Annotated in this window: 14 protein-coding genes; 10 read left to right on the plus strand and 4 right to left on the minus strand. The window is 47.8% G+C overall.

Going from position 1 to position 14,059, the window contains the following annotated elements:
* The first annotated feature begins 144 nt into the window (after positions 1-144).
* From M1D90_RS03695 to M1D90_RS03715, 5 genes are all read left to right on the plus strand, one after another.
* Positions 145-738 carry a sigma-70 family RNA polymerase sigma factor gene (locus M1D90_RS03695; protein ID WP_020452972.1) on the plus strand — a complete coding sequence of 198 codons (594 nt, stop codon included), beginning with the start codon at positions 145-147 and terminating at the stop codon, positions 736-738.
* Complete coding sequence (gene rsoA, locus M1D90_RS03700) at positions 701-919, plus strand: sigma-O factor regulator RsoA (RefSeq protein WP_031305046.1); 219 nt, start codon at positions 701-703, stop codon at positions 917-919. The genes M1D90_RS03695 and rsoA overlap by 38 nt, the downstream gene beginning before the upstream one ends.
* A gap of 196 nt (positions 920-1,115) precedes the next feature.
* Positions 1,116-2,084: an oxygen-dependent tRNA uridine(34) hydroxylase TrhO gene (gene trhO, locus M1D90_RS03705; RefSeq protein WP_105979775.1), complete on the plus strand. Its 969-nt coding sequence runs from the start codon at positions 1,116-1,118 to the stop codon at positions 2,082-2,084.
* A 143-nt stretch (positions 2,085-2,227) separates the two neighbouring features.
* Positions 2,228-2,362, plus strand: coding sequence for a hypothetical protein (locus tag M1D90_RS03710; protein ID WP_261794672.1), 135 nt, complete (start codon positions 2,228-2,230; stop codon positions 2,360-2,362).
* Positions 2,363-2,523: 161 nt separating this feature from the next.
* Complete coding sequence (locus tag M1D90_RS03715) at positions 2,524-3,159, plus strand: FMN-dependent NADH-azoreductase (RefSeq protein WP_020452970.1); 636 nt, start codon at positions 2,524-2,526, stop codon at positions 3,157-3,159.
* A gap of 31 nt (positions 3,160-3,190) precedes the next feature.
* Here M1D90_RS03715 and M1D90_RS03720 read toward each other — a convergent pair whose 3' ends face one another.
* Positions 3,191-4,240, minus strand: coding sequence for an oxidoreductase (locus M1D90_RS03720; protein WP_161513279.1), 1,050 nt, complete (start codon positions 4,238-4,240; stop codon positions 3,191-3,193).
* Positions 4,241-4,423: 183 nt separating this feature from the next.
* On the opposite strand from M1D90_RS03720, the gene M1D90_RS03725 reads away from it, so the two are divergent.
* From M1D90_RS03725 to M1D90_RS03735, 3 genes are all read left to right on the plus strand, one after another.
* Complete coding sequence (locus tag M1D90_RS03725) at positions 4,424-5,602, plus strand: amidase (protein ID WP_271725394.1); 1,179 nt, start codon at positions 4,424-4,426, stop codon at positions 5,600-5,602.
* Between the two features lie 114 nt (positions 5,603-5,716).
* The gene (locus tag M1D90_RS03730) at positions 5,717-6,196 is read left to right on the plus strand and encodes a MarR family transcriptional regulator (protein WP_254121973.1); all 480 of its coding nucleotides are present in this window, start codon (positions 5,717-5,719) and stop codon (positions 6,194-6,196) included.
* Positions 6,197-6,212: 16 nt separating this feature from the next.
* Positions 6,213-6,668 carry a nuclear transport factor 2 family protein gene (locus M1D90_RS03735; RefSeq protein ID WP_256163513.1) on the plus strand — a complete coding sequence of 152 codons (456 nt, stop codon included), beginning with the start codon at positions 6,213-6,215 and terminating at the stop codon, positions 6,666-6,668.
* On the opposite strand, the gene M1D90_RS03740 is transcribed toward M1D90_RS03735, so the two are convergent.
* Complete coding sequence (locus M1D90_RS03740) at positions 6,665-7,885, minus strand: cytochrome P450, cyclodipeptide synthase-associated (protein WP_328056222.1); 1,221 nt, start codon at positions 7,883-7,885, stop codon at positions 6,665-6,667. The two genes, M1D90_RS03735 and M1D90_RS03740, sit on opposite strands and share 4 nt — an antisense overlap.
* Entirely contained in the window at positions 7,882-8,631 is a 750-nt protein-coding gene (locus M1D90_RS03745) for a tRNA-dependent cyclodipeptide synthase (RefSeq protein WP_025810757.1), read from the minus strand. The genes M1D90_RS03740 and M1D90_RS03745 overlap by 4 nt, the downstream gene beginning before the upstream one ends.
* Positions 8,632-9,156: 525 nt before the next feature.
* Between M1D90_RS03745 and M1D90_RS03750 the strand changes: the two genes are divergently transcribed.
* Positions 9,157-10,383, plus strand: coding sequence for an MFS transporter (locus M1D90_RS03750; RefSeq protein ID WP_023856294.1), 1,227 nt, complete (start codon positions 9,157-9,159; stop codon positions 10,381-10,383).
* 19 nt (positions 10,384-10,402) lie between these two features.
* Here M1D90_RS03750 and M1D90_RS03755 read toward each other — a convergent pair whose 3' ends face one another.
* Complete coding sequence (locus M1D90_RS03755; RefSeq protein WP_023856293.1) at positions 10,403-11,602, minus strand: MFS transporter; 1,200 nt, start codon at positions 11,600-11,602, stop codon at positions 10,403-10,405.
* A 357-nt stretch (positions 11,603-11,959) separates the two neighbouring features.
* Here M1D90_RS03755 and M1D90_RS03760 point away from each other — a divergent pair, with 357 nt between their 5' ends.
* The gene (locus tag M1D90_RS03760; protein ID WP_456283145.1) at positions 11,960-14,029 is read left to right on the plus strand and encodes a bifunctional aldolase/short-chain dehydrogenase; all 2,070 of its coding nucleotides are present in this window, start codon (positions 11,960-11,962) and stop codon (positions 14,027-14,029) included.
* The last annotated feature ends 30 nt before the right edge of the window (positions 14,030-14,059 follow it).

Here is a 14,059-nt window from a genome sequence, read left to right on the forward strand (position 1 = left end):
TATGTTAAGAAGTGAAGAAAGTCTGAAAAATGTAAGCAAAGAACTATTTTCTCTGAATGGGAACTTATGTTTGCATGTTAATAAGAAGAGATGAGTTTACTTTTTTTACATTTCTTTCATCTAAATAAATAGGAGGCGGTTTTTATGATTGATCAAACGTTACTGCGTGCGAAAATCAAGGAAATCACAGGGCATCCGCTTGTGAAGCATTTTTTGAGCAACCCCCGGTATGAGCGGCTTTTCAACCACGTTTTGGAACATCCGGATTCTGAAGAGGCAGAGTGTCTCGATCGCGAATTTAAGCGGTTTTACAAAAACATCCGCATGATCAAATACATCAACTCGATGATCCGGATTTTCTCCGTCGACTTTGATAAAAGAGTCCGGAAAAATCGAGAGCGTTTTCCATTGATGATCGACGACAGTCCGACTTTGCCCGAGCCGCCCCGAGGGGACCTGTTAGACGATGTCTTGGAACAGGAAGAGGATTTAAGTGAACATCTGCAAGACCCGATGCTTTATGAAGCGTTTTTGCAATTGACGGACAAGCAGAAAAAAGTGCTTGCGCAAATTTACATTCACGGGGTATCCATGCAGGAAATGGCTGACTCTTTGGGAGAATCAAGGCAAAATATTTCAAGAATTCATAAAAGGGCACTCGAAAAGATAAGAGAGCTGCTGAATTCTAAAGCAGAGGGGAATGATAACAGTGAGTCTGCACGACGAAAAAGAGATTGAGAAATTGCTGGAAAATTTCACGCCGATGATCAAAAGCAAATTAAACAACACATCCTATCAAGAGAGGGAGGATCTTGAACAGGAGCTGAAGATGAAAATTTGCGAAAAAGCGGAGATGCTTTTATGTCAAGAAGTTCCTGGGTTTTGGGAGTTTATAACAGAATTGCTGAAAGTCCTTTAACCTGAGTTGTTTTGCTTGCATAAAACGGCCGGAAGTGTTAAAATTTCTAGCATTTGATTAAGGGAATGTTCAAGCAGCTTCATTGAAATCATGGTGATGATTTGTTTTAATATGAACAAAGGTTTGATAAAATAAATGGATGGATATTCCATTTTTTCTCCTATAAAAACATGCATCAGATAGGTGGTAAGATATCATGAAAAATCAATACCGAGTATTGTTGTATTATAAATATGTTCATATCGACAACCCCGAGCAATTTGCCGAAGATCACCTCAAGTTCTGCAAAGATTTGGGCCTGAAAGGGCGCATCCTTGTGGCGGGTGAAGGAATAAACGGAACCGTGTCAGGAACTGTAGAGCAGACAGACCGCTATATGAGTGAAATGAAAAACGATCCCCGCTTTGAAGATATGGTGTTTAAAATCGATGAATCAGAAGGGCACGCTTTCAAAAAAATGCATGTCCGCCATCGCGATGAGCTTGTGACGCTCCGTCTGGAAGATGATATCGATCCGAATGAATTAACGGGAAAATACCTTGAGCCAAAAGAATTTTATGAGGCGATGCAGCGGGAAGATACGATTGTCGTCGACGCACGGAACGACTATGAGTACGATTTGGGACATTTCCGCGGCGCGGTCAGACCGGACATTAAGGCGTTCCGCGAATTGCCTGAATGGATCCGTGATAACAAAGAAAAGCTCGAAGGCAAGAAAATATTGACTTACTGCACGGGCGGTATCCGCTGCGAAAAATTTTCGGGATGGCTGAAAAAAGAAGGATTTGAAGACGTGTCCCAGCTTCACGGCGGGATTGTGACGTATGGAAAAGACCCTGAAGTTCAAGGTGAACTGTGGGACGGGCAGTGCTATGTTTTCGATGAAAGAATCAGCGTTCCGGTCAACCAGAAAGAGCATGTCATCGTCGGCAAGGATTATTTCACCGGCGAGCCTTGCGAGCGCTATGTCAACTGCGCCAACCCTGAATGCAACAAGCAGATCATCTGCTCTGAAGAAAATGAACACCGCTATTTGCGGGGCTGCACGCACGAGTGCCGGGTTCATCCGCGCAACCTGTATGTCAAAGAGCACGGCCTTTCAGAAGAAGAGGTGCAAGAGAGACTCGAAAAGCTGGAAGAAGAGGGGCATACAGCGCAGTCATAAAAGCTGTATATAAAAGTATCATCTAAAAAACGAAGATGCCGCAAGCATCTAAGAAATGGCATTGCTCCTGCAAGGGAGCCTGCTTTCGTTTTGAATGGAGGAACGCCTTGAACTGAAAAATCGAGGCGTTCCTTTTTTTATTCGTGAATTGCAAGCAGAATGAAAATATTGCAGGCGATCAGATTGCTGAACGAAAGTATCAATTAACGCTTTTGATCCAGCCGCTAGTGCAAAAATGCGAAACAGGCGATCAGCAATATGTGCAAACTGCGTCGTAAAACTTCCGTATGGGAAGTTTGCATCCTGTCTGCGAGCTATTTCCGGCTATACGTTTTTGGACCGGCGGATGATTCCAGCATAAGCCGAGTTTTTCTGAATATTTGCCTGAAAACGTCCCATACTATCCAATAACAATACAAAAAGGCAGGTAGCAAAAGAGATGACAAAAACCCTTTACATTACCGCTCACCCGCATGACGAAAGGGCATCATACAGCATGGCGGCGGGAAAAGCTTTTATCGAATCTTACAAAGAAGCTCATCCGGATGATGAAGTCATACATCTTGATCTTTACAAGGAGAACATTCCGCAGATTGATGCGGATGTTTTCAGCGGCTGGGGAAAATTGCAGTCGGGATCGGGATTTGAACAGCTTTCTGAACACGAAAAGGCAAAAGTCGGCCGTTTGAATGAGCTGAGCGAGCAATTTATCGCGGGAGACAAATACGTGTTTGTCACGCCGCTTTGGAATTTCTCTTTTCCGCCGGTGATGAAAGCGTACTTTGATGCGGTCGCTGTAGCGGGAAAGACGTTTAAATATACCGAACAGGGACCGATCGGGCTGTTAACCGATAAAAAAGCCCTGCACATCCAGGCGAGAGGCGGCTACTATTCAGAAGGGCCGGCTGCGGAACTTGAGATGGGGCACCGCTATATCAGCATCATGATGCAGTTTTTCGGAGTGCCGGAATTTGAAGGTTTATTTATAGAAGGGCATAATGCAGAGCCGGATAAAGCCGAAGAAATTAAACGAAATGCAATTGCCCGCGCCAAAGAATTGGGCCGGACCTTTTGAAAAAACCGCGGACGTGATCCGCGGTTTTATTTTATTTGTGTAAGAACACCGTTTGATTCGTTTCGCTGCTTTTTTGAGCGGCTTCGATAATTCGGATGACGTCGCGCCCTTCTTCCGCCGTGACAGGCAGGCTGCCGCCTTCAAGAATACTTGAAGCAAGCTGCTTGTAATAGGTTGAGTATGAACCCGGGATGCTTTCCACTGTTTCCTTAATGACCTCGTCGCCTTTGACTGTGGCCAGTTCCCCGTAATATTTGGGTTGATCGGCTCCCCACTCATCGCCTGCAGGTTTTTGACCCGCTCTGAGTGCATCCTCCTGGCCGTCGATACCATACTTAATAAAGCTTCCTTTTGAACCGTGGATTTGGTAGCGGGGACCGTTGGCCGGAACAATCGAACCCGAGTGGAGAATCACTTGGCGCTGATCATAGTGAAGGACGACATGGAAGTAATCGTCTGTTTCCGCATTGGCTCTTTGAGCGGTCACTTGAGCGGTGACACTGTTTGGCATGCCGAATAAATGAAGAGCCTGATCGATCAGGTGTGAACCCAAATCGTACAGTGCGCCTGAGCCCGGTCCTTTCTGCTCTCTCCAGCGCTGTCTGACATTCGGCCGGAACCGGTCATAGGAGGCGTGGAATGTGTTAACCTCTCCGAGGCGCCCTTCTTTGATGAGCTGTTTGATCGTCAAAAAGTCGTTATCCCATCTTCGGTTGTGGTAGACGCTGAGAAGCACCCCTTTTTCTTTCGCGGCATTGATGAGCTTTTCAGCTTCTTCCGCTGTTGCCGTCATCGGTTTTTCCAGGACGACATGCTTTCCGGCGCGGATGCACTCTTTCGCCATTTCGTAATGAAGGCCGCTCGGCGTGGTCACGATGACGAGATCAATGTCAGGGTCATTTGTGATGTCTTCGATCGAGCTGACGGCTTCTGTTTCGGGGAGGTCTTGTTTGACTTGTTCTTTTCTTGAAGTCATCACCTTTCGAATCTCAAAATCTTCTAACACAGATAATAAAGGCGCATGAAACACCGAACCTGACAAACCGTATCCTAATATTCCTGTGCGAACCTTGTTCACCATTCATTCTCCTCTCCCATGTTCGTTTTTAATATGTAATTAACACACCTTTATTTTACCCTGTTTGCCTATAGGAACAAACCTAAAGACCTTTTTCAACCGGAGAACGGAAGATTTTGTCACAATTTTGTTCAATTTGAAGAGGTGTCCGGTTATCGTTAAAAACAAAAAGAGGGGATTTTGAAAATGGAGTATGATTGGGGCGCTTTTATGAACAAGGATTTGGCTGTCGAGCCGGCATCAGCTGAAGGAAGCTTGAAAAACCTTTCGTTTGCGGTAAAGGATGTGTTTGCGGTAGAAGGCCATACAAATGCGGCGGGAAATCCTGATTGGCTGAGGACGCACGAACCTGCCGAAAAAAACGCGGAAGCCGTTGACTTGCTGCTGCGTGAAGGGGCAAGGCTTAAAGGTGCTGCTCACACGGATGAGCTGATGTACAGCCTTGACGGAGAAAATGTCCATTATGGTACGCCAGTCAATCCTTGTGCCAAGGACAACATTCCTGGAGGATCTTCAAGCGGTTCGGCCGTGGCGGCAGCTTCCGACATGGCCGATTTTGCCCTTGGAACAGACACCGGAGGGTCTGTCAGAATCCCTTCTTCCTACTGCGGAATTTTCGGATTTCGGCCGACGCACGGCGAGGTGCCGGTTAATGGAGTCATACCACTGGCGAAAAGCTTTGACACTGTCGGATGGATGTCAAAAGATATCGGAATTCTTCATGCGGCAGGCCGCGTCCTGCTTAGCGGACAGGAGGAGGCAGGGGCCTGTTTCAAGCGGATTTATTTTGAAAAAGAGGCGTGGAGCCTGCTTGAAGAAAGCGACCGGACACAAGTATACGCTCATGCATTAGGCCTGATAGACGGCGAATTCGACTGGTGCATTGCCGCTGACGGAGGCCTCGCGGAATGGGCGGAGATGTTCAAGTTGCTGCAGGGTCTGGATATTTGGGAGGAGCATGGAGCTTGGATCGAGCGCACAAATCCAGTGTTCGGCTCTGGAATCGCAGAAAGATTTGAATGGACGTCAAGTCTTAGGAAAAGCGATCATGAGCATGTGTTGATGAAAAGAGAAGCGGTGAAAAGGAGACTGTCGGAATGGCTCGCGGAAGACGGCTTACTCGTCATTCCAACTGCTCCCGGCACGCCGCCGCTCCGCGGGCTGCCGGAAAACGAATTACATGAGAGAAGGGCGCGCACGATGAAACTGACGTGTATTGCCGGGCTTGGCGGGCTTCCGCAGATCACCGTTCCGTTACCGGCAAAAAACGGCGAGCCTTTGGGGCTTTCATTCATCGCCGGCCGCAAACAGGACCTGAAGCTTCTGGCTTGGACTGAAAAGCACGTGTTATCTCTTCAAGTATGAGGGAAGCATATGCTGCGGATCTTTTCTGCATCATATGCTTTTTGATTGCTTTAATTATTGTTAACTGGTAAACTATTAAATAGTTAACCGGTTAACGATTATGGAAAGGATATGATGATCGTGGAAAACAAGACGTATGAGCAAGCATTTCAAGCCGTTCAGGATTTTATTCTCAAAAGAGAAAAGCGGGCTCAGCATGAACAGCAGGCGCTCGCAAAGGAAGCTTTTCAAGAAGTCGACAGCATCCGGAAGCATTGGACACTGACCCAGCTTCACATTATCTCGCTTATCAGCGAAAACGAGGCAGACGTCAACAACGCTTTCCTGGCAGCAAAACTTCAAATATCAAAAGCGGCAGTGACAAAAGCGGTCAATGTGCTTACAAAGCACGGGATGATCGAATCGCACAAAAAACCGAACAACAACAAAGAATTGTATTACAGATTAACAGACGAGGGGAAGAAACTGGCCGACATTCATGACAGGATGCACGAAATTGCAAAGCAGCACTATATCGAGCTGTTTGAGCGGTTTTCCGAATCCGAGCTGGAAACCATCATCCGCTTTTTAAACGAATGGTCAAAACACATTTAATCAAGAGGAGAAGCGAATGAATAAAAGTGAAGCCCAACAGTTTTTAAGCAGCATGTATCAGGACATCTTGAGTGAAATGAATACTGAAAAAATTCCCGATTATTTCAGCGAGAATTATGTTCAAGTAACCGATGGCAGTCAAATTGACCTTGTGCAGTTTAAAGATCACATGAGGACGCTGAAAAAGGTTGCCCGCACCATAACGGTGTCGCCCTTTCATGAGTTTTTGTTTGACGAGCGATTGCAAAGCGCAGCGGTCAGGTATACGGTCAATGTTGTCAAAACAAACGGAGACCGGGGGAGAATTGAAATCATCGCGATGTTTAAAATGAATGGTTTTAAAATCGTTCAATGCCACGAACTTTCACATGCGATCGAAGGGAGGGAGGATTTTGAAGAGCTGGCGAAGATCAGTGAGGCGGCAATTGAAAAAGCCTCCTCTCGGGAGGAGAAGGCTTTTTCACAAGATTAATGTTTCGTATCAAATCTGATGTTGAGCGAGACGGGGCCGCGTGTGTAAAGGCCTGTCTCACGGTAAACGAAGTCTTCCTCCAGCTGGATATTCTTCAGCTGATCTAGGACGATATTTGCGACAAGCTCGATTTCCGTCTTCGCAAACCCCGCTCCTACACAGTTGTGGACGCCTGAACCGAATGCGAGATGCCTGGCTGCGCCGCTGAATGCGCTTTTGACTTCCAGGTCGGTGCGATGGATGTTGAACTCGTCGGGATTCTCAAACGCTTCAGGATCGCGATTTGCCGCGCCTATCATGCAAAATACAGTCGTCCCTTCTTTGAGCTCGACTCCGGCGATCACCGCGTCCTGTGAAAGCTGGCGCGGGATAAGCTGCACCGGCGGCTTGTAGCGCAACGTCTCTGCGATGGCCTGAGGCAGGAGCGTACGGTCTTCCAGCACGTCATTCATTTGATCGGGATGATGAAGCAAATGATAAATCATTAATGCGAGCGTCTTGTCCGCCGGTTCCGTGGCGGCAAGCAATATATTGAGAATCAGCGCGCGGATGTCGCGGTCAGACATCGCTACTCCCTCGTATTCGGAAGTGCAAAGGATGGATATTAAATCATGTCCGGGATTTTTGCGCCTTTCCTCGATAATCGGATTCAAATATTCAGCGAGCTGTTCACTGCATTTGAGGGAATGTTCCAGGTCTTCAGGTGCCTGATTCAAACTGGTAATGAAATCGGCGACGCCGCTGTGCCAGTTTCTCACCGTTTGGTGGTCGTTCTTGTCCAAACCTAAAATGTCCATCGTCACACAAACGGCGAACGTTTTGCCGAAATCATTGACAAGGTCGATCCGCCCTTTCTCAAGATGAGGGGCCAAAAGCCTTTGTGCATTTTCTTTGATGAGCGGTGTGAGGTGATCAAGGGATTCCCCGATAAAACGGCGCAGAACGATTCTCCTTTTCGCCGTGTGCTCTTTGCCTTTCATTTGGGCGAGCACAGGTCCGCGCATGACGGGCTCGGCTCGTTTGGCAAGCGATTTCGTTGTAAAGACATCCTGATTCTGGAGCACGCGGCGCACATCCTGGTAGCGGCTGATAAAATAGCTGTCTAGCGATTCTTCATAATGGACGGGATCAGATTCCCGAAGGTATGAGAAATATTGATACGGATTCTCGTGATATTGTTCTGACAACACGCTGAATGTTTTTAGCGATTGATTCATACTCGTTCCTCCTGCATGCTTTTATATTCCACACTTTCGTCCGATTCGGAAACCATAAGATATCCTTGATTTGGGCGCATTTTGACGGCAAATTCATGACGGGAGATCTGTTCGCCGAGCTTCCATGGACGGTGATAAGCAAGAAGCGTCTCTTCGACGCCTAAAATATCAGGGGCGGCGATGAAAAACGGAAGTTCAGCGATGACGTATTCAACAGCCAGCTCCAGCATGGCGGCGCTGACCTCCTGGACATCCATCCGAATGCCCCGGGCCCGTCCGAGGATCGCCGCATGCGACATCTCCAGGCAGGCTTTGCGGAAATGCGGCTGGTCAAAAAAGGCGTCTTCGACTTCCATCCGCAAACGCTGGTATGCGGTCTGGTTCGCGAAATCGGAAAATGTATGAATGGCCTCGGGGTTGCCGCCATGCGCTTCCAACGCCTTTTCAGCGAATCTCCGGTTCCGTGAGACTTCTTTCCTGACTTTCCGTTCGGCCTTCCCATTCGGGGTGCCGAGCGCTTCGAGAAGGTTGGCTGCTTCCTTTCCGGCTAAAAGCACGGATACATGTTGAAATTCACGGACGGCCCAGCCGATAAGCCGATGAATGTAATCTTCGGAAAATCGGCTGTTAAACGGGCTGATGCCAATGAGAACATGGCGTCTGCGTTTTAGTATTTCATTGCAGTTTCGGGTAAGAGTTTCAGTTTTGAATGGCCGGTGTTTGCTCTCCATTGTAAGCTCTGTCATTGATTTCCTCCTTAACGGACATAGAATGACTTCTTTTGCAATCAATGATGGGATACGTGCGGTTTATCGAGCTGGGAATAGGCTGGTCTCAACTTCACGATGAATCGAGAAGAATAAGCGATGGTGCGGGTCATGATGAAGGGGTATCACATTTGTTCAATAGTTAAAGCAGGGCAAGAGTTTGAGCTCAAAATCAGGCAAGGTACAGCATAAAAGTTTACTAGTAAACAATAGTCATTTTATCCCTATCTTTTCCAGTTGTCAACACAAATCAAATTCAAAATATGAAAATATTCGTAACGTTTTTTGTGAATCTGAGGAATTTTGATCAGAAGGAACCTTTTTTTAAGGCGTTTTTCGAGTGAAGAAACCCGATAAGTAAAAAGTTTGTAAAAACTTTAAAGCTGCAGTAAGAAATGTTCGTTGACATTGATAAAGGAGTCATCTACAATTAATATTGTTAACCGGTGAACGATATTGAAGGAATTGTTAACGAATAAACAAAAACAAGGCAGGCGGTTTGACATGAGACCAATGAAATTAAATGCTTCTTTCATTATGTATTTTGTGTGTATCAGCGCCTTTTTCGCATCGTTGAATCAAAATATCTATTCACCCATCATTCCGTTAATCAGAGATTCGTTTCACGTTTCCGTATCGATGGTCAACCTGTCCGTCTCGCTGTTCATCTTCATTACAGCTGTGATGCAGATCATTGTCGGCTCAATTGTCGACTTTAAAGGATCGAGGTTTGTGATGATGGCGAGCATGATCGTAACGGTCATTGCTACAATCGGCTGCGCCGTCGCAAGGGATTTTGGACTGTTTCTTTTTTTTAGGGTGCTGCAGGCTTTAGGGACGGCAGCGCTTCCATTAATTGCGGCAACCACAATCGGATCTCTGTTCCAGGGAACGAAGCGGGGCAGTGCGATGGGGACTTATCAAATGCTGCTTTCCCTTGCACCGGCAGCGGCGCCTATTCTCGGCGGTTTTATCGGGGAGCGCTATAATTATCCGGGAATTTTTTGGTTTTTGACAGTCTTGTCTGTTCTTTTGCTTTTCGGAAATGCGTTTTGCTTTCCGCAGAGCCATGCGGAGAAAAAGACCAATCTCAGCGCGGGCAGCCTGTTGTCGCATTATAAGGATATTTTCAAAAACAGGACGGGAAATGCCGTTTTGATATTAAGCTATCTTCTTTTCTTTATTTATTTTTCAGTGATCGTATATTTGCCGATTTTGCTGACTGATCATTATCACCTTGATCTGCAGATCGTCGGCTTGCTGTATTTGCCGATAGCGGTCAGTACGGTTGCCGGCAGCGTGCTGTTTAAGTGGATACAAAAGAGATTGTCTCTCGGACGCCTGTTTCTGATCGGCAATCTGACCGCCGCGGCCAGCGTCGTCTGTTTTGGCTTTACCCACTCGTTTTCACTTTTCGCGTTGTCGGCGGCCCTCGTTCTTTTCGGCGTCACGATGGGGCTGATCCCGCCGCTGTTCTCTACGATGATGGCAAATGAATTTGATGAGAACCGCGGCAGTGCGATGGGCATGTTTAATTTTATCAGGTATACGGGAATGGCCTGCGGTCCTGTTCTATCAGGCGTGTTATTAGGAATGTCATCTTCTGTTTTCGTTTTCGGCTGTTTCGGCATCGTCTATGCCGCGGCCGCCCTTTTGATGATCGCGATCATGCGGAAAGCAGCTCAGACAAAGACGCTGCAAGAACCAAACAAAAAAGCTGCCAGGTCTTAAAACCGGGCAGCTTTTTTAATTACAGATCCGTTCTCCACATTTCTTCTTTCACTTGTCTTTTCTCAGACACAAAGGCGAACATCGTCAGCGTCAGTCCGCACATGGTCATAAGCGCACCGCCTGTGGCAAGGTATGTGTAGGACTCTGATGCATGAAGAATGAGTCCGCCGATCCATGCGCCGAGCGCGTTGGCCAAGTTAAATGCAGCGATGCTGACAGAGGTGGCGATCGTTGTTCCGTGTTCAGACGCAGCCACGACCTTTGTTTGCAAAAGGGGCACCGTTCCGAAAGCGCCGGCTCCGAATAAAAACGTCACGATGATGGCGCCGGCAGGGTGTCCGCTGACAAAAGGGAAGGCCGCAAGGATTGCCATGAGCGCGATCATCACGCCGATCATGGAGCGGGTTAACAGGTGAAACGGCACCTTTCCGGCGTAGAAATTGCCGACGACTCCGCCAAATCCGTAGGCGAAAAGGGCGGCTGTAATGCCGAGGCTGCCAAAACCGGCAGAATGCCGCAGCATCGGTTCAATAAACGTGTAGGCGATGAATACACCTGAATAGCCGAAAATTGTGATAGCAAAAGAGAAAAGAACTTGTTTATTTTTAAACACATCCCATTCATGGATCAATTTAGGGACGACTTTCGGTTTTCTGTGCGGCACCGTCAGCCAAATGCCGGCGAGGCCGATCAATCCGAGGAATGCGATCATCAGAAAAACGATCCGCCAGTTGAAAAGGTCGCCTAAATAAGAACCGAACGGAACGCCGAGCATCAGGGCGATGGTCAAGCCGCCGTTCATTGAAGCGGCAGCGGCGGCCCGCTTTTCGGGCGGTACCATTTCGCTGACGAACACCATCGTCGTTGCAAAAAATGCGCCATGAATGGAAGCGGATAGGATTCTTGAGATCAACAAAACGGTGAAGTTCGGCGCCAGGAAACTGAGCGCATTCGACAGTACAAACACACTCATCAAGCCGATCAATACCGGTTTTCGCGGCATTTTGACCGACAATATGGTGACGATCGGCCCCGTCAGACAAACGCTTCCCGCATATGCCGTTACCAATAAGCCAGTAGATGAAATCGGAACAGAGAGATCCTTTGAAATGGAAGTCAATATACCCATAACGACGTACTCTGTAAAGCCGATAGAAAATGTGCAAATCATAAAAATTGCGATGATCAGTTTGACTGGTGCGTGCAGTGTTTTATTCATCCTGACCCCTCCTTTTAAAAAACATGAGTTTATATATTAAAAGATTAAAAGCCGATTTTCAACCGTTTGTTGTGGATCAATATGTTCCCAAAACAGTTAGCCGGCGGGACAAAAAGCGTCATCATCATGATGCCAGCGCTTTCTTAAAATCTGACATTTTATTTTCAAAGGTTAAAACATTCCACATTCCTGCCCCCCTACGGCTGCCTGCTGTTGAGGGTTTTTTATTTATAGACCGATTGAAACAGCTCTATCATAAAATGGCTTCTGAAAAAAGCGCTTACAAAACAAAACAAAATATGTTACTCTTTAAACAAACATATTCAAAAATAAACAAACAAAAACGGAGTGATACGTATGGTGGAATATTTATGGTCAGAAACTGAGGCTGCATCGCTGCGTCCGGGTCTTGACGAACTCGTCTACCGTTCCAACCTGATCGGCTCTGACCGATCGGTCTGCAACTGGGGCGGGGGAAACACATCAATGAAAACGACGGAAAAGGATTTCAGGGGCAGGGACATCGAGGTGATGTGGGTGAAAGGCAGCGGCTCGGACTTGGCGACGATGTCAGCGGGCCAATTTACCGGGCTGAGGCTCGATGATATTCGTCCGCTGATGGAACGGAGCAGCATGACCGATGAAGAAATGACGGCATATTTGTCCCATTGCATGATGGACGGAAAGCACCCGCGGCCGTCGATCGAAACGCTTCTTCATGCTTTTTTGCCGTTTCCGCATGTCGATCACACCCACCCCGATGCGATCATCAGCATCTGCTGCGCTGATAATGGAAAAGAGATCGCAGAGGAGATATTCGGCAGCCGCTTTGTATGGGTGCCTTATGTCAGACCGGGCTTCGCTTTATCGAAGCTGATAGCAGAAGGTGTGAAAAACAACCCGAATGCAGAGCTTGTTTTAATGGAGAAGCATGGGCTCGTCACCTGGGGGGAAACGGCGAAAGAAAGCTATGATCAGACGATTGCTGTGATTCGCGAAGCGGAAGCATACATTAAAAGCCGTTCAGAAGATCATCAGCCGTTTGGCGGACAGATGGTCGAGCCGCTTGCACCGGAGGACCGGAAACGGATTTTAGCCGATATCTTGCCAATTATCCGCGGCGCTGTCAGCGGAGAGAAACGCATGCTGCTCACATGGTGCGATGCTGATGATGTACTCGAATTCACGAACAGCAGGTGCGCTCCATCGCTTTCACAGGTCGGCGCCGCATGTCCGGATCACCTTGTGCATACAAAGCGGACGCCTGCCTATATTCCGTGGAATCCCGCTGAACAGGACACAGAGAAGCTGGTCGAACGGATCAAAACCGAGATTGCTAGGTTTAAAGAATCGTATGCCGCCTATTTTCAAAGAAACCGGCATGAAGGAGACGAGATGTTTGAACCGGCGCCGCGCGTGATGCTAATCCCGGGAATCGGCATGGTGGCAGCAGGTAAAAGCCTGGCGATGGCAAAGGTCAGCCGAGATTTATATCGGCGGGCGATTGCTGTCATGAAGGGAACAGAAGTCCTTGGAAACTTTGTATCTCTAAATGAGGAAGAATCCTACAATGTCGAATATTGGCCGCTTGAGCTTTATAAATTAACGCTTGCTCCGCCGGAAGCCGAATTTTCCCGCAAGATCGCATTTGTGACGGGAGGAGCGGGCGGAATCGGCAGCGAGACCTGCCGCCGCCTTGCTTCAGAAGGTGCGCATGTTGCTGTTGCTGACATTAATATAGAAGGCGCAGAAAAAACAGCCGCAGAGATTAATGAACAATACGGTGCAGAACGAGCATCCGCCGTCCGTATGGATGTGACGAAAGAAGAGGACGTTCAGGCGGCATTCGAGGAAATCGTCCTTAATTACGGCGGGATCGACATTCTCGTCAACAACGCGGGGCTTGCGACATCCAGCCCGCTTGATGAAACGACTCTCGAAGAATGGAATTTGAATATGAATGTACTTGGAACAGGATATTTTCTCGTCGCCAGAGAAGCTTTTAAGCAAATGAAAAGACAGGGTTCAGGCGGCAGCATGGTGTTTATCGGCTCGAAAAATTCCGTTTATGCAGGCAAAAACGCTTCGGCATACAGCTCTGCAAAAGCGCTTGAGGTTCATTTGGCGAGATGCATCGCCGCTGAAGGCGGACCGTATGGAATCCGCGTGAATTCAGTGCTTCCGGATGCGGTGCTCCAAGGGTCGGCCATCTGGGACTCCAAGTGGCGCGAAGAAAGAGCCGCCGCCTACGGGATTGAACCCGATCGGCTTGAAGAGCATTACCGCAAACGTACGACTCTTTCCGTCAACATTTATCCCGCCGACATCGCCGAAGCGATCGCTTATTTCGCTTCAGAAAAAACGGCAAAAACGACGGGATGCATGCTGACGGTTGACGGGGGAGTGCCGGCCGCATTTTCAAGGTAATTGGAAAGGAACGGCTTCGGCCGTCCTTTC

The organism is Bacillus sp. JZ34 (genome assembly GCF_053903205.1).